The organism is Achromobacter sp. 10T422, assembly GCF_056394065.1.
Genome location: NZ_JBFTHD010000002.1, coordinates 383,901 through 402,549 on the forward strand (window position 1 = coordinate 383,901; position 18,649 = coordinate 402,549).

General features: G+C 63.0%; 17 protein-coding genes. 11 read left to right on the forward strand and 6 right to left on the reverse strand.

Annotation, left to right across the window (positions count from 1 at the left end; all coding sequences use genetic code 11):
• Positions 1 to 115: 115 nt before the first annotated feature.
• The 8 genes from AC1DB0_RS05870 (at position 116) to AC1DB0_RS05905 (ending at position 7,633) form a co-directional block, all read left to right on the forward strand.
• Positions 116 to 1,753, forward strand: coding sequence for a PHA/PHB synthase family protein (locus AC1DB0_RS05870; protein ID WP_447981224.1), 1,638 nt, complete (start codon positions 116 to 118; stop codon positions 1,751 to 1,753).
• Positions 1,754 to 1,830: 77 nt separating this feature from the next.
• Positions 1,831 to 2,568, forward strand: a complete 738-nt coding sequence (gene phbB, locus AC1DB0_RS05875; protein WP_054423812.1) for an acetoacetyl-CoA reductase — start codon at positions 1,831 to 1,833, stop codon at positions 2,566 to 2,568.
• Positions 2,569 to 2,689: 121 nt separating this feature from the next.
• Positions 2,690 to 3,268, forward strand: coding sequence for a polyhydroxyalkanoate synthesis repressor PhaR (gene phaR / locus AC1DB0_RS05880; protein WP_054423809.1), 579 nt, complete (start codon positions 2,690 to 2,692; stop codon positions 3,266 to 3,268).
• A gap of 209 nt (positions 3,269 to 3,477) precedes the next feature.
• A complete protein-coding gene (locus AC1DB0_RS05885) occupies positions 3,478 to 4,014 on the forward strand; it encodes an iron transporter (protein ID WP_054423806.1) in 537 nt (178 codons plus the stop codon).
• A 32-nt stretch (positions 4,015 to 4,046) separates the two neighbouring features.
• Entirely contained in the window at positions 4,047 to 4,370 is a 324-nt protein-coding gene (locus AC1DB0_RS05890) for a cupredoxin domain-containing protein (protein ID WP_056322182.1), read from the forward strand.
• 13 nt (positions 4,371 to 4,383) lie between these two features.
• Positions 4,384 to 5,235: an FTR1 family iron permease gene (locus AC1DB0_RS05895; protein WP_054423804.1), complete on the forward strand. Its 852-nt coding sequence runs from the start codon at positions 4,384 to 4,386 to the stop codon at positions 5,233 to 5,235.
• A gap of 39 nt (positions 5,236 to 5,274) precedes the next feature.
• Positions 5,275 to 6,672, forward strand: coding sequence for a 4Fe-4S binding protein (locus tag AC1DB0_RS05900; RefSeq protein WP_054423801.1), 1,398 nt, complete (start codon positions 5,275 to 5,277; stop codon positions 6,670 to 6,672).
• Positions 6,673 to 6,760: 88 nt separating this feature from the next.
• A complete protein-coding gene (locus AC1DB0_RS05905; protein ID WP_476757665.1) occupies positions 6,761 to 7,633 on the forward strand; it encodes a PhzF family phenazine biosynthesis protein in 873 nt (290 codons plus the stop codon).
• 97 nt (positions 7,634 to 7,730) lie between these two features.
• On the opposite strand, the gene AC1DB0_RS05910 is transcribed toward AC1DB0_RS05905, so the two are convergent.
• From AC1DB0_RS05910 to AC1DB0_RS05920, 3 genes are all read right to left on the reverse strand, one after another.
• The gene (locus tag AC1DB0_RS05910; protein ID WP_054423796.1) at positions 7,731 to 8,069 is read right to left on the reverse strand and encodes a BON domain-containing protein; all 339 of its coding nucleotides are present in this window, start codon (positions 8,067 to 8,069) and stop codon (positions 7,731 to 7,733) included.
• 95 nt (positions 8,070 to 8,164) lie between these two features.
• On the reverse strand, positions 8,165 to 8,329 hold the full coding sequence (locus AC1DB0_RS05915) for a DUF1328 domain-containing protein (RefSeq protein ID WP_006218179.1): 165 nt from the start codon (positions 8,327 to 8,329) through the stop codon (positions 8,165 to 8,167).
• Between the two features lie 44 nt (positions 8,330 to 8,373).
• Positions 8,374 to 8,574 carry a CsbD family protein gene (locus AC1DB0_RS05920; protein WP_054423793.1) on the reverse strand — a complete coding sequence of 67 codons (201 nt, stop codon included), beginning with the start codon at positions 8,572 to 8,574 and terminating at the stop codon, positions 8,374 to 8,376.
• 369 nt (positions 8,575 to 8,943) lie between these two features.
• On the opposite strand from AC1DB0_RS05920, the gene AC1DB0_RS05925 reads away from it, so the two are divergent.
• Positions 8,944 to 9,066 (forward strand): hypothetical protein, encoded by a 123-nt coding sequence (locus tag AC1DB0_RS05925; RefSeq protein ID WP_476757664.1) that lies wholly within the window; start codon positions 8,944 to 8,946, stop codon positions 9,064 to 9,066.
• 121 nt (positions 9,067 to 9,187) lie between these two features.
• Here the strand turns inward: AC1DB0_RS05925 and cphA (AC1DB0_RS05930) are convergent, their stop codons facing one another.
• Positions 9,188 to 11,758: a cyanophycin synthetase gene (gene cphA, locus AC1DB0_RS05930; protein ID WP_175169655.1), complete on the reverse strand. Its 2,571-nt coding sequence runs from the start codon at positions 11,756 to 11,758 to the stop codon at positions 9,188 to 9,190.
• 14 nt (positions 11,759 to 11,772) lie between these two features.
• On the reverse strand, positions 11,773 to 14,388 hold the full coding sequence (cphA, locus tag AC1DB0_RS05935) for a cyanophycin synthetase (protein ID WP_175169656.1): 2,616 nt from the start codon (positions 14,386 to 14,388) through the stop codon (positions 11,773 to 11,775).
• Positions 14,389 to 14,658: 270 nt separating this feature from the next.
• Between cphA (AC1DB0_RS05935) and AC1DB0_RS05940 the strand changes: the two genes are divergently transcribed.
• Together AC1DB0_RS05940 and AC1DB0_RS05945 are read left to right on the forward strand one after the other, a co-directional pair.
• Positions 14,659 to 16,944, forward strand: a complete 2,286-nt coding sequence (locus tag AC1DB0_RS05940) for a cyanophycin metabolism-associated ABC transporter (RefSeq protein ID WP_054423783.1) — start codon at positions 14,659 to 14,661, stop codon at positions 16,942 to 16,944.
• Positions 16,945 to 16,965: 21 nt separating this feature from the next.
• The gene (locus tag AC1DB0_RS05945) at positions 16,966 to 17,436 is read left to right on the forward strand and encodes a cyanophycin metabolism-associated DUF1854 family protein (protein ID WP_175169657.1); all 471 of its coding nucleotides are present in this window, start codon (positions 16,966 to 16,968) and stop codon (positions 17,434 to 17,436) included.
• 31 nt (positions 17,437 to 17,467) lie between these two features.
• Here the strand turns inward: AC1DB0_RS05945 and AC1DB0_RS05950 are convergent, their stop codons facing one another.
• Positions 17,468 to 18,598, reverse strand: coding sequence for a GNAT family N-acetyltransferase (locus tag AC1DB0_RS05950; protein ID WP_476757663.1), 1,131 nt, complete (start codon positions 18,596 to 18,598; stop codon positions 17,468 to 17,470).
• Between the last annotated feature and the right edge of the window lie 51 nt (positions 18,599 to 18,649).

Sequence of the window (18,649 nt, forward strand, 5' to 3'; positions counted from 1 at the left end):
AAGGCCGGCAGGCGGGGTTGAGTCCTACCCTGATTGCCTCCTTGTATACCCGCATTGACAGTCCTGGACCCGGAATGCAACATCAATCGAGCAGTGTCGATAACAAGGTGTCGAAGTGAACGCCAATCTCTCCGCAGGACCCATTCCGGTGAGCGTGGCACCGGAAATCCTGGCCGACATTCAGGCCGAATTCTCTCGCGAGTGGCAGCGCCTTTGCGACGATGCCCGACGCGGCGCGCTTGCGCCCCTGGCTGACCGCCGCTTCGCCGGCGACGCCTGGTCCGCCAATAGTTCGCATCTGCTGATGGCGCACACGTATCTGCTGTCGGCGCGCGCCATGCAGCGCATGGTTGACGCCGCCCAGGTCAGCGAACCCATGCGCAACCGCCTGCGCTTTTCCATCATGCAATGGGTGGATGCGCTGTCGCCGTCGAACTTCCTGGCGCTGAACCCGGACGCCCAGCAATCCATCGTGGAAAGCGCGGGCCGCGCGCTGAACGAAGGGCTGGCGAATCTGCTGGGCGACGTCAAGAAAGGCCGCATCACGCAAACCGACGAATCGCAGTTCGAGATCGGCCGCAACGTGGCGGTGACGCCGGGCGAAGTGGTCTACGAGAACACGCTGTTCCAGCTGATCCAGTACACGCCGTCGACCGCCACGGTGCACGAACGCCCGCTGGTGATCGTGCCGCCGAACATCAACAAGTTCTACATCCTGGATCTGCAGCCCGAGAATTCCTTCGTGCGTCACGCGGTGGAGCAGGGCTTTACGGTGTTTCTGGTGTCGTGGCGCAACCCGGTGGCAAGCGACACCGACGGCATCGACCGCGCCACCTGGTCCGACTACCTGGACAACGCCGTGCTGCAAGCGCTGCGGGTGGCCAGCGACATCACCAAGCAACCCAAGGTCAATGCGCTGGGCTTCTGCGTGGGCGGCACGATGCTGGCTTCCGCGCTGGCGCTGGCTGAAGCGCGCGGCGAGCATCCGGTGGCCTCGCTGACGCTGCTGACCTCGCTGCTTGATTTCCACGACACGGGCATCCTGAATGTCTTCGTGGACGAAGCGCACGCGTTGCTGCGCGACCATCAATTAGGCAACGGCGGGTTGATGCCCGGCCGCGACCTGGCCACCACGTTCTCGTTCCTGCGGCCCAATGAGCTGGTCTGGAACTACGTGGTCGGCAACTATCTGAAGGGCCAGAAGCCGCCCCCGTTCGATCTGCTGTTCTGGAATGGCGACAGCACCAATCTGCCGGGTCCGTTCTTTTCCTGGTACTTCCGCAATACCTATCTTGAAAACAATCTGAAGGTGCCGGGCCGTGCGCAAGCCGCCGGCATGCCGCTGGACCTGACGCGCCTGACGATGCCGGCGTACATCTTCGGGTCACGCGAAGACCATATCGTGCCGTGGGTGTCGGCCTACGCGTCCACGCAGCTGCTGCGCGGACCGCAACGCTTCGTGCTGGGGGCCTCGGGCCACATCGCGGGCGTGGTCAATCCGCCGGCCAAGAAACGCCGCAGCTATTGGGTGGCGGACGGGCTGGGCAAGCAGGGGCACGACGACATGCCCGGCGACCCCAATGCCTGGTTCGCACAAGCGGCCGAGCACGCGGGCAGTTGGTGGCCCGATTGGACAGACTGGCTGTCGCAGCATTCGGGCAAGCAGATCAAGGCGCGTACAAAATTAGGCAATGCCAAGCACCAGCCGATCGAGCCGGCGCCTGGCAGGTATGTGAAGGTCCGGGCAGCCTGAAACCGCCCTGCGCGGTTGGCCCAGGCCAATAAGAAAGTTAATCAACGAGGCGTCCGTCGCACACAGGAGGAAGTCCAATGAGCGGAAAACTGGCTTACGTAACAGGCGGGATGGGCGGTATCGGCACCTCTATTTGCCAGCGCTTGGCCAAGGATGGCTTTCGCGTGGTGGCAGGTTGCGGCCCCAGCCGCAATTACCAGCAATGGCTGGATGAGCAGGCAGCACAGGGCTACACGTTCTACGCATCGGTGGGCAACGTGTCGGATTGGGATTCCACGGTAAAGGCTTTCGAGAAAGTCACCGCGGACCTCGGGCCGGTCGATGTGCTGGTCAACAACGCGGGCATCACCCGCGATGGGCTGTTCCGCAAAATGAGCGCCGATGATTGGCGCGCTGTGATCGACACCAACCTGAACAGCCTCTTCAACGTGACCAAGCAGGTCATTGAAGGCATGGTTGAACGGCAGTGGGGCCGCATCGTCAACATCAGCTCGGTGAATGGTCAGAAGGGCCAGTTCGGCCAGACCAACTATTCCACGGCTAAGGCCGGCATCCATGGTTTCACCATGGCGCTGGCGCAGGAAGTGGCTAGCAAGGGCGTCACGGTCAATACGATCTCGCCGGGCTACATCGGCACGGACATGGTTCGCGCCATCCGTCCCGAAGTGCTGGAAAAGATTGTGGCCACCATTCCGGTGCGCCGCTTGGGCACGCCCGAGGAAATCGCTTCCATGACGTCGTGGCTGGCTTCTGATGAGTCGGGTTTTTCGACGGGCGCAGACTTCTCGCTCAACGGCGGCCTGCACATGGGCTGATGCTGGCAAGCGGGGCCGCCGTGGGCGGCCTCAGGCGCCGGAAGGCCTCGGGGAGAGGGCCTTCCGGCATTACACTCCACCTTATTCGAAGTCTAAGAGATCGCCCGATCCGGGGACACACATGACGCAAGCACAAACCGGCGCCAGCCTGCGCCTGATTAAAAAGTACCCCAACCGTCGCCTATACGACACCCGGACCAGCACCTACATCACTCTGGCAGATGTCAAGCAACTGGTTCTGGCCAATGAAGAATTCCAGGTTGTCGACGCCAAGAGCGGCGAAGACCTGACCCGCAGCATTCTCTTGCAGATCATTCTGGAAGAGGAAAGCGGCGGCATGCCCATGTTCTCGTCGAACATGCTGTCGCAGATCATCCGTTTCTATGGTCATGCCATGCAGGGCATCATGGGTTCTTATCTTGAGAAGAACATCCAGGCCTTCATGGAAATCCAGACGCGCATGGCCGAGCAGTCCAAGGGCCTGTACGGCAGCCAGTTCGGGCCCGAGGCCTGGACGCAGTTCATGAACGTGCAGACGCCCATGCTGCAGAACATGATGAACAACTACATCGATCAGAGCAAAAACCTGTTCGTGCAGATGCAGGATCAGATGCAGGACCAAACGCGCGCGATGTTCTCGACCTTCCCGTTCACGCCCGGCAGCACGCCGGGCACGGGTACGGGTACGGGCCGCAAGTAAAGCCCGACATCCGTTCGTTCAAAAGCCGGTGTGGCAACAGCCCCGCCGGCTTTTTTGTGGCCTGCCGCCGTTTGAGCAAACGCAATAATCCGCCCCTTTTGGGGTCCCATAGTTCAGGGATATGTCAGTTTTTTTCGTTACATTAATGAAAACGGTTCTTGTTTAGCTTCTTAGAACCGCCATTCATTTGTGTCTCAAGGATTATGCACATGATCAAGAAAGCCTTGGCGCTGGCCATCGTCGCTCTGAGCGTGTCTGCCGCCAACGCGGCCGAATACCCCATCGGCAAGCCGGTTGAAAAGGGCGGCATGGAAATCGGCGCGGTGTATCTGCAGCCGATCGAAATGGACCCGCCCGGCATGATGCGCGCCGCCAAGGATTCCGATGTGCACCTTGAGGCCGACATCCACGCCACCGCCGGCAACAAGACGGGCTTTCCGGAAGGCGAATGGGTGCCGTACCTGGTCGTKAACTTCGAGATCCAGAAAGTCGGCAGCCAGAACGTCCAGAAGGGCACCTTCATGCCCATGGTCGCCAACGACGGCCCGCACTATGGCGACAACGTCAAGCTGGAAGGCCCGGGCAAGTACAAGCTGAAGTACACGATCCTGCCGCCGTCCGAAAACAAAATGGCCCACTTCGGCCGCCACATCGACAAGGAAACCGGTGTGGGTCCGTGGTTCGAGCCGTTCGAACTGGAATATGAATTCGTCTACGCCGGTACCGGCAAGAAGGGCGGTTACTGATCGTGCGCCGCCTGCTTAACGGAGTTGCCGCGCTGCTGATCGGCCTGGCCGGTGTTGCCGGCATGGCGCCTGCGCAGGCGGATGAACTGCCGACGTTCACACTCAGGTTCAAGCCGGACGGCACGTTCGAGCCGGCCACCCTGGAAGTGCCCGCCGGCCGTTTCAAGATTGAACTCATCAACGAAAGCAACGAGCCGGTGGAATTCGAAAGCATTCCGCTGCGCAAGGAAAAAGTCCTGGGACCCGGGGTGAAATCCTTTGTGGTGATCACCATTTCGCGTCCCGGCGAGTATCCCTTCTTTGATGACTTTCACCAAAGCGTGAAAGGCACCCTGGTCGTCAAGCCCAAGGAATAAGCGGTAGCTATACATGGAACAAGTCCTCTTTATCGTCTGGCGTGAAAGCGTCGAAGCCTTGCTCGTGGTGGGTATTTTGTACACCTGGCTGCGTTCTACGCCCGAAGGCAAGCGGGGGCTGAACTATCTGTGGGGCGGCGTTGCGGCGGGTCTGGCGCTGGCCGTGGCCTTGGCGCTGGTGCTGCTGGGCGTGTCGTCCTGGCTCAGCGACGAAGGGCAGGAATGGTTCCAGGCCATCATGTCGCTGGCGGCATGCGCACTGGTCGTGCAGATGGTTGTATGGATGAAGAAGCACGGGCGCACGCTGAAAGGCGAGCTTGAAAGCGGGGCGCGCAGTTCGGTTGCCAATGACAACTGGTGGGGCCTGTTTGTGCTGGTCGCCATTGCGGTTGCCCGCGAAGGCAGCGAAACCGTGGTGTTCCTGTACGGCACCGTGTCGGCGGGCGAAGGCGGCAGCGACATGCTGAAGCTGGCGCTGGCCGGTGTGGCGGGCTTTGCCGTGGCGCTGCTGACGTTCTGGCTGTTGCAACTGGGCGGCAAGCTGATTACGTGGCGCCGGTTCTTCCGCGTGACCGAAATTCTGCTGTTGCTGCTGGCCGGTTCGCTGTTGGTTGGCGGCCTGGACCATCTGATTTCGCTGGATGTCTTGCCCACCATTATCGACCCCGTGTGGGACAGCTCGTGGCTCTTGAGCGACAGCACCGGCGTGGGCAAGGTCCTGGCCGACTTCGCCGGCTACCGCGCGTTGCCCGCCCTGATCTCGGTGTTGTTGTGGGTGGCTTACTGGATTGTGGTCTGGGCGCTGTTGCGCTGGGTGGGCAACAAGCCCGTCCGCGCGCCGGCCGCCGCTCGGAGCGCGTCCTGATTCCGGTTTGATGCCGGACTGAACAATGAAGGTTTGACCATGGCAGCTGTACTCGGGAGGGTGACCTCCCGGATCGCCGACTTTCTTCGTGACCATGCCCCGCTGTTGCGCAAGCTGCAGTGGGGCATTGTCGCGATGTACGCGTTCCTGTTGATCGTGCCTGTGCTCCTGCCGTTGCCGGACAACACGGCATCGGTGTTCAACAATCTGACGATCGTTGCGCAGTTCGCTTTCTGGGGCGTCTGGTGGCCGTTCGTGCTGATCTCCATGCCGATTCTGGGCCGCGCCTGGTGTGGCTGGCTGTGTCCCGAAGGCATGCTGACCGAATGGGCCAGCGAGCGGGGCCAGGGCCGCGCCATTCCCAAATGGATGCGGTGGGGCGGCTGGCCGTTCGTGGCCTTTGCGCTGACTACGATCTATGGCCAGCTTGTCAGCGTCTACCAATATCCGCTGGCCGTGCTGGCGGTGCTGGGCGGCTCGACCGTCGCCGCCATGATCGTCGGCTGGCGCTATGGCCGCAGCAAGCGCGTGTGGTGCAAGTACCTGTGCCCGGTCAACGGCGTGTTCAATCTGCTGGCCAAGCTGGCGCCCTGGCACTTCAAGGTTGACGAAGAAAAGTGGCGTCACCCGGTCATCCGCATTGAACCCATCAACTGTGCGCCGCTGGTGCCCCTTCGTCACATGAAGGGCGCCGGCGACTGCCACATGTGCGGGCGTTGCAGCGGCTACCGCGGCGCCATCGAGCTGACCGCGCGTTCGCCCGAAGAAGAAATCGTGAACGTGGCCGACGGCGACGGCTGGCAGACCGCCTTGCTGTGCTTCGGCCTGATGGGCATTGCCATCGGCGCCTTCCTCTGGAGCGCCAGCCCCTGGTTCGTGACGGCCAAGCAATGGGCCGCAACCTGGCTGGTCGAGCACGACATCATGTGGCCGTTGATGGACAACGCGCCCTGGTTCATCTTGACCCACTACCCGGACGTGAACGACAGCTTCTCGTGGCTGGACGGTGCAGGCATTCTGATGTTCGTCGTCGGCGCAACCATCGTGGTGGGCGGCTCAAGCTTCCTGTCACTGTGGCTCGCCGACCGCCTGGCGCCCGCCGCAATGGAAGCAGACGCCCGGGCGACTGGCTGGATTCGCCCCGGCGTGCACAAGCTTGCGCAGGCGCTGATTCCGTCGGCTGGCATCGGCGTGTTCCTGGGCTTGTCGGCCACCACCGTCAACCTGCTCAAGCACGAGGGGGTGCAAGCCGCGTGGGCAGGCCCCGTGCGTTTCACCTTGCTGACGCTTGCCGTGTTGTGGACCTTGCGTCTCTTCGCGCGCCTGCTCACGCAGCGTCAAACCCGGGGCTGGCGCAAGGCTGCGGCCTGGCTGGTGCTGGTGGCGGGCCTGGCACCGTTCTGCATGGCCTGGGTGTTTTTCTTTGCAATCTGGTAAGAACCGCTTGATAGCCTGAGGCCGGGCGCTGCGATACAGTGGAAGGCTGCGCCGGACTGGCCGGCGGCCTTCTTCTACACGCCTCTTCATGACTTCTTACGCGTTTCGCCTGCTCAACGTTTTCGCGTCTACCCCCTTCAGCGGCAACCAGCTGTGCGTGTTCGAAGACGCGCGCGGCATGGACGACGCCACCATGCTGAATCTGGCGGCCCAGTTCAATCTTTCCGAAACCACCTTCATCCTGCCGTCCGAACAGGCGGATGCGCACGTGCGCATCTTCACGCCAGGCTACGAAATGAAGTTCGCGGGGCACCCCACCATCGGCACCTCGCAAGTGGTGCGCGATCTGCGCCAAACCGGCGATGCATTGACGCTCGAATTCAAGGCCGGCGTCGTGCCCGTGCAAGCCAGTGGCGACACCTGGACCTTCACGGCACCATGCCCCGGTGGCGTGCGCACCGCGCCGCCTGAAATGGACCGTGCCGAGATCGCCAGCCTGATCGGCCTGAACGCCGATGACCTGCTGGGCGATCCCATCTGGGTCGATACCGGCGCTGACCAATTGCTGGTGCCGCTGGCCAGCGTTGATGCCGTGCGCCGTGCTGCTCCCGATTCATCAAAGCTGAGCCGCTGGCAAGTCAGCAGCCTGGGCCGCAAGACCCTATATGTGTTCGCCTTCGACGAAGGCAATGTGCAAGACGAACGCCAGATCGTCGTGGCCCGCTACTTCTTCGCCAAGGCGGGGGGCGGCGTGGACGAAGATGCCGGCACGGGTTCGGCCTGCGCGAATCTGGGCGGCTGGCTGATTCACCAGAAGCGTCCCTTGCCCGCCCGCATCCTGGTCGAGCAGGGTGATCAGATGGGCCGGCCGTGCCGCTTGCTGCTTGATGTGCTGGCTGATGGCCGCATCCAGGTGGGCGGCCGCGCATTGGAGATCGGGCGGGGCACCGTCACCCTCTAAGCCCATCAACGATTCCGGTCAGCCAAAAAAAACGGCGCCCGTGTCAGACACGGGCGCCGTTTGGCTCTCTAGGCCTCGGTATGGAATGCGGCCTTGCTTACTTCTTGTTCTTGGCCGGGTCGACCTTGATGTTGTTCATCACTTGCTTCACGCCTTCCACGCCACGGGTGACGGTGGCTGCGTGATCGGCTTCGGCTGCGGTGCCGACGGTACCCGTCAGGGTGGCGACGCCGTTGTTGGTTTCCACTGCAATGTCCAGCGCGCTCAATTGCTTGTCGGCAACGAAGGCGGCCTTGACCTTCGTCGTGACCGTCGCGTCAGAGGCGTACTCGCCCACGGACTGCTTCGGCTTGCCGTCATCGGCCGCAAATGCCATGGAAGTGAAGACAGCGCCCGTACCCAGTGCGGCGGCGGCGATCAGCTTGCGAATTTCCATAGTCGTGCTCCTTATTTTCGTATTGTCTGGCGCCGTGATGGTTCATGCGCCAGACGTTCAATATTCGTGTTGGGTATCCGTGCTATCTGCGTGTTCTATTTCTTTCGAAGGGCGCCGCTCAAGATGGACAAGAGCGCCAGCACCAGGAAGACAAAGAACAGGATCTTGGCGATACCCGCGGCCCCGGCGGCAATGCCGCCAAAGCCGAGAACCGCCGCGATGATCGCGATGACGAAGAAAACTACGGCGTAATGCAACATGTCAGCTTCTCCAGAAGTTTCGACCGATCAAGGCGGGGCAGGAATCAGGGATTGCGGTCGAAGAAATCCCGGACTTCCTTCTGAGCATCTTCCTTGGTCTTGCCATAACGCTCCTGGATCAAGCCAGCCAGGCGTTCGGCGTTGCCTTCCGTACGGGTCAACTCGTCGTCGGTGAGTTCACCCCAGGCCGCTTTGGCCTTGCCGGTCAGTTGCTTCCACTTGCCGGCGATGATGTCGTTATTCATGGTGACCTCTCTTTGTCTGCGTGCGACACAAGGCTTATGGCCTATAAGTCCTGCATTCGCGGTTGAGTTGGACACTGATCAGCTAGCCCCTACCGTACGAGTCGGCCATAGGGGCTGTCAAACCTGGCTGTGGGTAAATGTAACTGCCGAATTGGCCCCCTGTAGCCCGGTTTTTCGACGGAAATCGGCAGCCGAGGAATGCCGCTCAAGAGTTACATTCCCGCAATGTTTTGTCCCCTTTTGAGCGGGGCTAGTAACGGGAGATACGGGGTTTTTGCGCGATATTCGCCCTGGCCGATGGGGGTGCGCCCCGGTATAGTCGTGACGGAACTCGTCGAGGTTCATCAACAGGAAAGGGAGAGGGTACGCATGACGCAACGACTTTGCAGCGCAATCTTGCTGGCGCTGGCCGCCATGGCGGCAGTAGGGTGCACGCACGTGACGGATCGGTATCAGGCCACGGTGCCCGCAGTGGTGACGCCAAGCACGTAAGGGCGCTGCCAGATAGGTGTGCTGCCAGGTAGGGGCTGAAAGATTGGGCCAATCATGCAAACGGGGCGCCTGAGCGCCCCGTTTGCATTGCCGTTGCCGCTGTCAGGCTGCGGCCGCGGGGTCAGCCCTGCGCGATACGCTGCGCAATGTGCTCCAGCGCCTCTTCCACCTGGTCCACCAGGATCAGGCACAGATCGCCGGCCGACAGCCGACCCAGCGCGGTATCGATGGCCAGGAACTCGCCATGGATCTCTTCGATATGCTGGGTGCGCGGCGCGCCGACCAGGCCTTCTTGCAGCAACGCCAGCACTTCGCCATCGGCGCGGCCACGTTGGCATTGGTCCTGATACAGCAGCACGTCGTCAAACGCCGCGCCAAGGATTTCGGTCTGCATGCGGATGTCTTCATCGCGGCGGTCGCCCGCCCCGCTGATGACCACCGACCGGCGCTTGGCGGGCATGGCGTCCACCGCGCGCACCAGGGCCAGAATGGCGTCGGGGTTGTGGCCGTAGTCCGCAATCACCGTGGCCCCGCGGTAGTCGAACACGTTGAAGCGGCCGGGGGCCGTCTGCGCGTCGTTGACGAAGGTGGCCAGGCCACGGCGAACGATGTCCCAATCCAGGTTCAACGCCCAAGCAGCGGCAATCGACGCCATGGCGTTTTCGACCTGGAACGTGATCGTGCCGTTGCGCGTCAGCGGAATCTCGGCAAGCGGAAAACGGGTTTCTTCCGCACCCTGGGCCGCCACGATGGCGTCGCCATCGCGATACACCGACCGCAGGCCCTGCGCGCGATGCGTCGCCAACACCGGGTGATTGCGGTCTTCGGCGAAGTAGGTGATCGAACCCGGGCAGCTGGACGCCATCTCGGCCACGATCGGGTCGGCGGCATTCAACACCGCCGTGCCGGACGGATGCACATGCTGGACGATGACGCGCTTGACGACCGCCAGGTCTTCCACCGTGCTGATATAGCCCAGGCCCAGGTGGTCGCCCATGCCGATGTTCGTGACGATAGCCACATTGCAGCGGTCAAACGCCAAGCCTTCGCGCAGGATGCCGCCGCGCGCCGTTTCGAACACGGCGGCGTCGACGTCGGGGTGCATGAGCACGCTGCGGGCGCTGCGCGGGCCGCTGCAATCACCCGTGTCGATACGCAGGTTGTCTACGTAGACGCCGTCGGAATTCGTCATGCCAACGCGGTTGCCGGCCGTGCCCAGAATGTGGGCGGTCAGGCGCACCGTGGTCGTCTTGCCGTTGGTGCCGGCCACGGCCACGACCGGAATCCGGCCGTCGTCGCCGTCGGCGTACATGTTGGCGATGATGGCCTCGCCCACCGGGCGGCCCTTGCCGAACGAGGGGTTCAAGTGCATGCGCAGGCCGGGCGCGGCGTTCACTTCCACCACGCCGCCGTGCTGCTCTTCAAGCGGGTAGTGCACGCTTTGCGCCACCACGTCCACGCCGCAGATATCCAGGCCGATCATGCGGGCAGCCGACACGGCGCGCGCGGCCATCTCGGGGTGCACTTCGTCGGTCACGTCAGTGGCCGAGCCGCCCGTGCTCAGGTTGGCGTTATTGCGCAGGAAGATCAGCGTGCCGGGAGGCGGCACGGAATCGGCGTCGAAGCCCTGCTTTTTCAGCGTGGCCAAGGCAATGTCGTCAAAGCGGATCTTGGTCAGTGACGTTGCGTGCCCATCGCCACGCAAGGGGTCGGCGTTGACCTGGTCCACCAGTTGGCGGATGGTCTGCTGGCCGTCGCCCGTGACTTGCGGCGGGTCACGGCGCGATGCCGCCACCAGCGCGCCGCCCACCACCAGCAAGCGGAAATCGTGGCCGGGAATATAGCGTTCAACGATGACTTCCGAGCTGATTTCTTCGGCCACTTCAAAGGCCTGGATCACACGCTCGCGCGTTTCGATGTTGACCGCCACGCCGCGCCCCTGACTGCCGTCGCGCGGCTTGACGACCACGGGGCCGTTCAATTCCTGCGCGGCTTCCCAGGCTTCTTCAGCCGTGGTCACGGAACGGCCCATCGGCACCGGCACGCCGGCGGCGTCCAGCAGCATCTTGGTCAGGTCTTTGTCTTGTGCGATCGATTCCGAGATGGCGCTGGTCAGGTCGGTTTCGGCGGCCTGGATGCGGCGCTGCTTGCTGCCCCAGCCAAACTGCACCATGCTGCCTTGCGTCAGGCGGCGGAACGGAATATTGCGCACGACGGCCGCGTTCACGATGGCCCCGGTGCTGGGTCCCAGGCGCACGTCTTCGTCCAGTTCGCGCAGGCGCTTGAGCGCGTCAGCCAGGTCGAACGGCGTGTCATCCAACGCGGCGCGCACGAGCTGCTGCGCCAGGTCCATCGCCAGCAGGCCGACTTCTTCTTCGCTGTATTCGACAACGACCTGGAACACGCCGGGCTCGATGGTCGAGTGCGTGCGGCCGAAGGTGACGGGGCAGCCGGCGTGCGCCTGCATCGTCAACGCTACGATCTGCAAAACGTGGGCAATCGACACGGCGTCTTGATGGCCTTCCGGGCGCATCAGCCCCATCTGTGGCAGGCGTGCGCGCAGGCGGGCTTCGAACTCGGGCAGGTTGTCGATGGAGCACTCGGCGTCGGCGCACGAAACAATGGCCTCGATCGCGGTGTTCTTGCTCCACAGATTGGGGCCGCGCAGGGCCCGGATACGGGAAACTTCCATGGCAGGTATTCCTGTCAGTATTGTTGAATCCAGCGGCGCACCAGATCGATGGTGGGGCCAGAGAAGGCTTCGTCGGATTGCAGCAGCGCGAAGTCGCCCGCCGCGATGCCGTTCAGCACGCTCTCGATGGCTTTGCCATGGTCCGGCTCGTCCTGGATGTCTTTCACGCGGCTGCCTTGCGACAAGCCCTGGCGCAGCAGCGCGCGCGCCTCGCCGTCGGGGCGCTTGCTCTTGACGGTCTTGTCGTCATAGAGCACGACGCGGTCAAAGGCGTCGCCCAGCAGGCGGCCCTGTTCGATCAGATCGGCATCGCGGCGGTCGGCGCCGGCGGAGTAAACCGCGGCGCGCGTCGTCGACGGGAACTGGTCGATGGCGGCGATCAGCGGGCGCAACGCCGAGGCGTTGTGCACGTCGTCCACCACCACGGTGCCGCCGTTACGCTCAAACAGCGTGAACTGCCACGGCGCGTCGGCCTGGTCGATATCGAAGGTTTCGATGCCGGCGCGGATCAGTTCCACGGGGATGTCCAGCGCCCAGGCGGAGCCCACGGCGGCCAGCACGTTTTCCACCTGGAAGGCCACGCGTCCGCCATGCGTCAGCGGAATCGCGGCCACATCGGCCAGCCGTTCTTCGCGGGCGCCTTGCGCCAGGATGATGCTGCCGTCGCGCACGAATACGGCGCGGCCATCTTGTTGCAGATGGGCGGCGATGGCGGGCAGGGCGGGGTCGATGCCGAAGAAGATCACGGCGCCGTCGCACAGCTCGGCCATTTCCACCACGCGCGGGTCGCGTGCGTTGAGCACGGCGGCGCCCGTCGGCAGCACCACGTCAACCTGCGTGCGGAACACATTGAACATGCGCTCCGTCTCGTTGATGTCGAAGTCGCCCAGATGGTCGGCGTCGTCGATGTTGGTGACGACGCCAACTTGGCAGCGGTCATAAGCCAGGCCTTGGCCCAGGATGACGCCGCTGTCGTTTTCGATGACGGCGGCATCCACGTTGCGGTTCATCAGCAGGCGGGTGCCCGACGCGAAGTCGGCGCGGTCGCCCTTTTGCACCAGGCGGCGGTCCAGGTACAGGCCTTCGCTGCAAGCCAGGCCCGTGCGCTTGCCCGACAGATGCAGCAGGCGGGCAACCAGTCGCGCGACCACGGTTTTGCCGTTGGTGCCGGTGACGCCCACGATGGGGATGCGGCCCGCATCGCCTTCGGGGAACAGATGGTCGACGATGGCGCGGCCCACCGGGCGCGGCGTGCCGTCAGCGGGCTTCAGGTGCATCAGCAGGCCGGGGCCGGCGTTGACTTCCACGATGGCGCCGCGCTGCTCAGCCAGCGGCCGGGTGATGTCTTCGGCCACCAGGTCCACGCCCGCGATATCCAGGCCCACCACGCGGGCGGCCAGCGTCACGGTGGCGGCAATGCTCGGGTGCACGCGGTCGGTCACGTCGAAGGCGACGTTGCCGCTGCGCTGCACCAACACGCGCTGGCCGTCGGCCGGCACGCTGTCTTCCGACATGCCCTGGCGCGCAATTTCCAGCCGGGCGGCGGAATCCAGGCGCACAAAGTTCAGCGGATGGTTTTCAGTGCGGCCACGGCGCGGGTCGATATTGATCTGGTTGTCGATCAGTTCGGTAATGGTGGACTTGCCGTCGCCCGTCACCCAGGCCGGTTCGCCGGCGGCGGCGGCCACCATGCGGTTGCCCACCACCAGCAAACGGTGTTCGTTGCCCAACACGAAGCGCTCGACGATCACGCCGCTGCCTTCGTCCACCGCCACGCGGTAGGCGGACACCACCTCTTCGCGGGTCGTCAGGTTGGTGAATACGCCACGGCCGTGGTTGCCGTCGTACGGCTTGACCACAACGGGCAGGCCGATGTCTTCGGCCGCTTCCCAGGCGTCGTCTTCGCTGCGCACCAGGCGGCCTTCCGGCACCGGCACGCCGCAGGTCGACAGCAGTTCTTTGGTCAGGTCCTTGTCGCGCGAAATGCCTTCGGCGATGGCGCTGGTGCGGTCGGTTTCGGCCGTCCAGATGCGGCGCTGGGCCGATCCGTAGCCGAACTGCACAAGGTTGCCCTCGAACAGGCGGATGTAGGGAATGTCGCGGTCATCGGCGGCGTCCACGATGCAGGCGGTGCTGGGACCCAGGCAGTGCCGGTCCACCAGCGTGCGCAGCTTGGCAATAGTGGCGGGCACGTCGAACGGGCGGTCTTCAATGGCCGCCATGACCAGGTCGCGGGCTTCGTTCAGCGCCGTGCGGGTGACCTGTTCCTGCCAGGCGCGCACCACCACTTTGTAGACGCCGCGGGTCGACGTTTCGCGGGCTTTGCCGAAACCGCCGCGCAAGCCGGCCAGGTTCTGCAATTCCAGCGTGACATGTTCAAGAATGTGGCCGGGCCAGGTGCCTTCTTTCAGGCGGGCCAGGAAGCCGCCGCGGACGCCGGGGCTGCAACGGTGCTCGATCAGCGACGGCAACCATTCAGACAGGCGCTCGTAAAACCCGGGAATGGTGTTGGACGGATAGTCCTCCAACTCACCAATATCCACCCACGCTTCAAGGACCGGGCGATACGTCCAAATGTTCGGGCCGCGCAAAGCCACGACATCGAGAAATTCAATGTCTTTCTTTTTCATGTTTTAATTTACTTGAGAAGCAGGTTGGCACGCGCGGACGCCCCTATGTAAGACCGCGAATTTACTGGCAAATTTATGGGGTTGCGCTTTAAGAATAATGCCAACGAGTGGGGGATCCCAGATATTCCTAATTAGAAAAATCGGCTGCTACTATACGACGCCTTCAAGGCGTGAACTCGTTGTGTTGTAAGGAAGGGACACGTTTGCCGCCGTTGGTGGTAAACCGGTTGCCGCCTAGTAGGGCAGAGTCCTGGCCCGGTATGCGTTCCAATGAAAAAACCACACCTGCTTTCTGGCCTTGCCGATGCCTTTCCTGCCGCCTGGCGGGATGAAATCCGCGCTGAATTAGCGGACGGCGAAACCTTGCTGGCCTGGGTTGAAATAGACCTGGACCAGCGGCTGAAGTTCCAGCCGGGGCTGATTGCAGCTACCGACCGTCGGCTATTGGCTCGTAATGCTGCCGATAACGGCTGGGAATCGTGGGTCTATGGCCCCCAATTAACGCTGAATCTTACCGATCACGCGGGCGCCGCCGTGCTGGAATTGCACGACGACACCGCGCGTCTGGCCATCTGGCGTTTCACGCTGGCCCGCAATCCGGCCGCGCTGCGCCTCTTGTCGCACTTCGAGTCGCAACAGGCGATCCGCCTGTCCGGCCATCAGGAAGAGGCGCCGCAGGAACGCAACTGCACCATCTGTAATAACGTTATTCCCGCGGGCGAGGAAGAATGCCCCACCTGCAATCAAGAGCAGGCGGCGCCGTCTTCCACCTGGGCGCTGTTGCGCCTGTGGCGTTTTGCCCGGCCGTATCGTGGCGCTTTGCTGGCCGGTTTTGTGCTGACGTTGCTGGGCACGGCTGCGACCCTGGTGCCGCCGTACCTGACGATGCCGCTGATGGACGACGTGCTGATTCCGTTCCAGAACGGCGCACCCATTGATTACAGCAAGGTCCGCCTCTACCTGAGCGGTCTGTTGGCGTCCGCCATCCTGGCCTGGGGGCTGGGCTGGGCGCGCACCTACATTCTGGCGTGGGTCAGTGAGCGCATCGGCGCCGACTTGCGCACCACCACCTATGAACACTTGCAGCAGCTCTCGCTGGAGTATTTCGGCGGCAAGCGCACGGGCGATCTGATTTCCCGTATCGGTAGTGAGACCGACCGCATTTGCGTGTTCCTGTCTTTGCATCTGCTGGACTTCGCCACCGACATCCTGATGATCGTCATGACGGCGGTGATTCTGGTGTCCATCAACCCCTGGCTGGCGCTGGTTACGCTGGTGCCGCTGCCGTTCATTATCTGGATGATCCACGCGGTGCGCGACCGCTTGCGCCACGGCTTTGAAAAGGTCGACCGCATCTGGTCCGAGATCACGAACGTGCTGGCGGACACCATTCCGGGCATCCGCGTGGTCAAGGCGTTTGCACAGGAAAAGCGCGAAGTGGCGCGCTTTCGCGAAGCCAATAACCGCAACCTGGAAGTGAACGACCGCGTGAACACGACGTGGTCGCTGTTCTCGCCCACGGTCACGTTGCTGACGGAAGTGGGCCTGCTGGTGGTGTGGATTTTTGGTATCTGGCAGGTGTCGCAGAAGCAGATTACGGTGGGCGTGCTGGCCGCATTCCTGGCGTATATCGGGCGCTTTTATTTGCGCCTGGATTCCATGAGCCGCATCGTCTCGGTGACGCAGAAAGCGGCCGCGGGCGCCAAGCGCATCTTCGATATTCTTGACCACGTTTCCAGCGTTCCCGAACCACAGAATCCGGCCAAGCTGCCGCACATCAACGGCCGCATCGAACTGCGCGATGTGGGGTTCCGCTACGGTAATCGGCAAGTCATTCGCGGACTGGACCTGACCATCGCCCCGGGCGAGATGATCGGCTTGGTAGGCCATAGCGGGTCGGGCAAGAGCACGCTGATCAACCTGATCTGCCGCTTCTACGACGTGTCCGAAGGCGCGGTGCTGGTGGATGGCGCCGACATCCGTTCGGTGCGCGTGGCCGACTACCGCCGCAATATTGGTTTGGTGCTGCAAGAGCCGTTCCTGTTCTTCGGCACCATTGCCGAGAACATCGCCTACGGCAAGCCTGACGCCACGCGCGATGAAATCGTGGCCGCCGCCCGCGCGGCGCATGCGCACGAGTTCATCCTGCGCCTGCCGCATGGCTACGATTCGCTGGTAGGTGAGCGCGGCCAGGCCTTGTCCGGCGGTGAACGCCAGCGTATTTCGATTGCGCGCGCCTTGCTGATCGACCCGCGCATCCTGATCCTGGACGAAGCCACGTCGTCGGTGGACACCACCACGGAAAAGGAAATTCAGAAGGCGTTGGACAATCTGGTGCGCGGCCGCACCACTATCGCCATCGCGCACCGCCTGAGCACGCTGCGCAAAGCAGATCGCCTGGTTGTGCTGGATCGTGGCCAGATCGTGGAGCAAGGGCCGCACGAAGAATTGATGGCCCGCGAGGGCGCCTACTATCGTCTCTACCAGGCGCAGGCGCGCCAGGCGGAAGCCGACGCCCAAGCGTCGGACGGCGAAAACATCGCCGCCGTGGCCTGACGCGGACCCAGGATTATCGTCATGACGTTGCCCACCTTTCAATTGCGCCGCAATGCCTTCGGGCGCCTGGAATACCAATCCGCCGATGGCGAAATGCACGAAGGCGTGCTGCCCGTGCGCGCCTTTCCGATCAGTGAAGCGGGCCGCGGCCTGTCGCTGGTGACTGCCGACGGCCACGAGCTGGTGTGGATCGAACACCTGTCCGACGTTCCGGCTGAGCCGCGCGCGCTGATCGAGGAAGAGTTGGCGGGCCGTGAATTCATGCCCGAAATCCGCAAGCTGGCCAGCGTGTCCACGTTTGCCACGCCCAGCACCTGGAAGGTGGAAACCGATCGCGGCCCGACGTCGTTCACGCTGCGCGGCGAAGAAGACATCCGCCGGCTCAGCCCGCAGACGCTGCTGATCGCCGACAGCCACGGCATCTTCTATCTAGTGCGCGACATCCTGTCGCTGGACAAGCACAGCCGTAAACTGCTGGACCGGTTCCTGTAAACGTGTTGCCTACGCGTTGCCTACGCGTTGCCTACGCGCTGCCCTTGAACGGCGTGTGCGCTTCCAATTCACCCAAATAGTCCGTCACCGCCGACGTTTCTTCGTCCAGGAAGTTCTGGATCGCCTCGGCGAAACCGGGGTGGGCGACCCAATGCGCCGACCACGTTGGCGTGGGCAACAGGCCGCGCGCCATTTTGTGTTCGCCCTGCGCGCCGCCTTCGAAACGTGCAATGCCGTGCGCGATGCAATACGCGATGGACTGCATGTAGCAGGTCTCGAAATGCAGCCCCGGCACGTATTCCGTCGCGCCCCAGTAGCGCCCGTAAAGCGCATCGCCGCCCGCCAGATTTAACGCCGCCGCCACCGGCTCGCCCTCGCGCTCGGCCATGATCAGCACAAAGGCATCGGGTTGTTCGCGGTAGGCGCGCAGAAAGAAGTCGCGATTCAGATAAGGCGGGTTGCCGTGCTGAAAATACGTGCGGCAATAGCAGTCATAGAAGAAGGCCAGATCGGCCTCTTGAATATCGCTGCCGCGCAGCCACCGGAACGCCAGCCCGGCGGCGGCCACCTTCTTTCTGTCTTGCCGGATTTTCTTGCGCTTGTCGTGGCTCATTCGCGCCAGGAACGCGTCAAAGTCCGCAAAGCCGTCGTTGGTCCAATGAAACTGCACGCTCTCGCGAATCATGAAACCGGCTTCGCGAAGCACGCGCATATCGGCGTCAGACGGAAACAGCAGATGCAGCGACGACACCTTGACCTCTTCGGCAAAGGCCACCAAACCGCGCACGAGCGTGGCGCGGTCTTCATCGTTAGATGCCAGCAGGCGCGGACCCGTCACCGGCGTGAAGGGGATGGCCGACAGCAGCTTGGGGTAGTAGCGCATGCCGTGGCGCTGGAAGGCGTCGGCCCAGGCGTAGTCGAACACGTATTCGCCACGAGAATGGGATTTCAGATAGAGCGGGGTGGCTGCGACCAGCCCACCATCGCGCCACAGCGCCAGATAATGCGGCGCCCAACCCGTCTCGGGCGCGGCGCAGCCCGTTTCGTGCAGCGCGCACAAAAACGCGTGCCGCAGAAAGGGCTGGTCCCCGGCCAACGCGTCCCAGGCTTGGGCGTCGATGCGGGACAGGGCGGTTTCAATGGTCAAGCGCAGGGAATCCATTCGTGAATGATAAAGTCTTCGTCAACGCACGGTCTTGAAACCGTTCGTTTT

Bases quoted from the DNA above. Each gene is read 5' to 3' on its own strand.
- AC1DB0_RS05900 (WP_054423801.1), top strand. From the start codon at position 5,275: ATGGCAGCTGTACTCGGGAGGGTGACCTCCCGGATCGCCGACTTTCTT.
- AC1DB0_RS05895 (WP_054423804.1), top strand. From the start codon at position 4,384: ATGGAACAAGTCCTCTTTATCGTCTGGCGTGAAAGCGTCGAAGCCTTG.
- AC1DB0_RS05945 (WP_175169657.1), top strand. From the start codon at position 16,966: ATGACGTTGCCCACCTTTCAATTGCGCCGCAATGCCTTCGGGCGCCTG.
- AC1DB0_RS05910 (WP_054423796.1), bottom strand. From the start codon at position 8,069: ATGGAAATTCGCAAGCTGATCGCCGCCGCCGCACTGGGTACGGGCGCT.
- AC1DB0_RS05950 (WP_476757663.1), bottom strand. From the start codon at position 18,598: ATGGATTCCCTGCGCTTGACCATTGAAACCGCCCTGTCCCGCATCGAC.
- cphA (WP_175169656.1), bottom strand. From the start codon at position 14,388: ATGAAAAAGAAAGACATTGAATTTCTCGATGTCGTGGCTTTGCGCGGC.
- AC1DB0_RS05905 (WP_476757665.1), top strand. From the start codon at position 6,761: ATGACTTCTTACGCGTTTCGCCTGCTCAACGTTTTCGCGTCTACCCCC.
- AC1DB0_RS05920 (WP_054423793.1), bottom strand. From the start codon at position 8,574: ATGAATAACGACATCATCGCCGGCAAGTGGAAGCAACTGACCGGCAAG.
- cphA (WP_175169655.1), bottom strand. From the start codon at position 11,758: ATGGAAGTTTCCCGTATCCGGGCCCTGCGCGGCCCCAATCTGTGGAGC.
- AC1DB0_RS05915 (WP_006218179.1), bottom strand. From the start codon at position 8,329: ATGTTGCATTACGCCGTAGTTTTCTTCGTCATCGCGATCATCGCGGCG.
- phaR (WP_054423809.1), top strand. From the start codon at position 2,690: ATGACGCAAGCACAAACCGGCGCCAGCCTGCGCCTGATTAAAAAGTAC.
- phbB (WP_054423812.1), top strand. From the start codon at position 1,831: ATGAGCGGAAAACTGGCTTACGTAACAGGCGGGATGGGCGGTATCGGC.
- AC1DB0_RS05940 (WP_054423783.1), top strand. From the start codon at position 14,659: ATGAAAAAACCACACCTGCTTTCTGGCCTTGCCGATGCCTTTCCTGCC.
- AC1DB0_RS05925 (WP_476757664.1), top strand. From the start codon at position 8,944: ATGACGCAACGACTTTGCAGCGCAATCTTGCTGGCGCTGGCCGCCATG.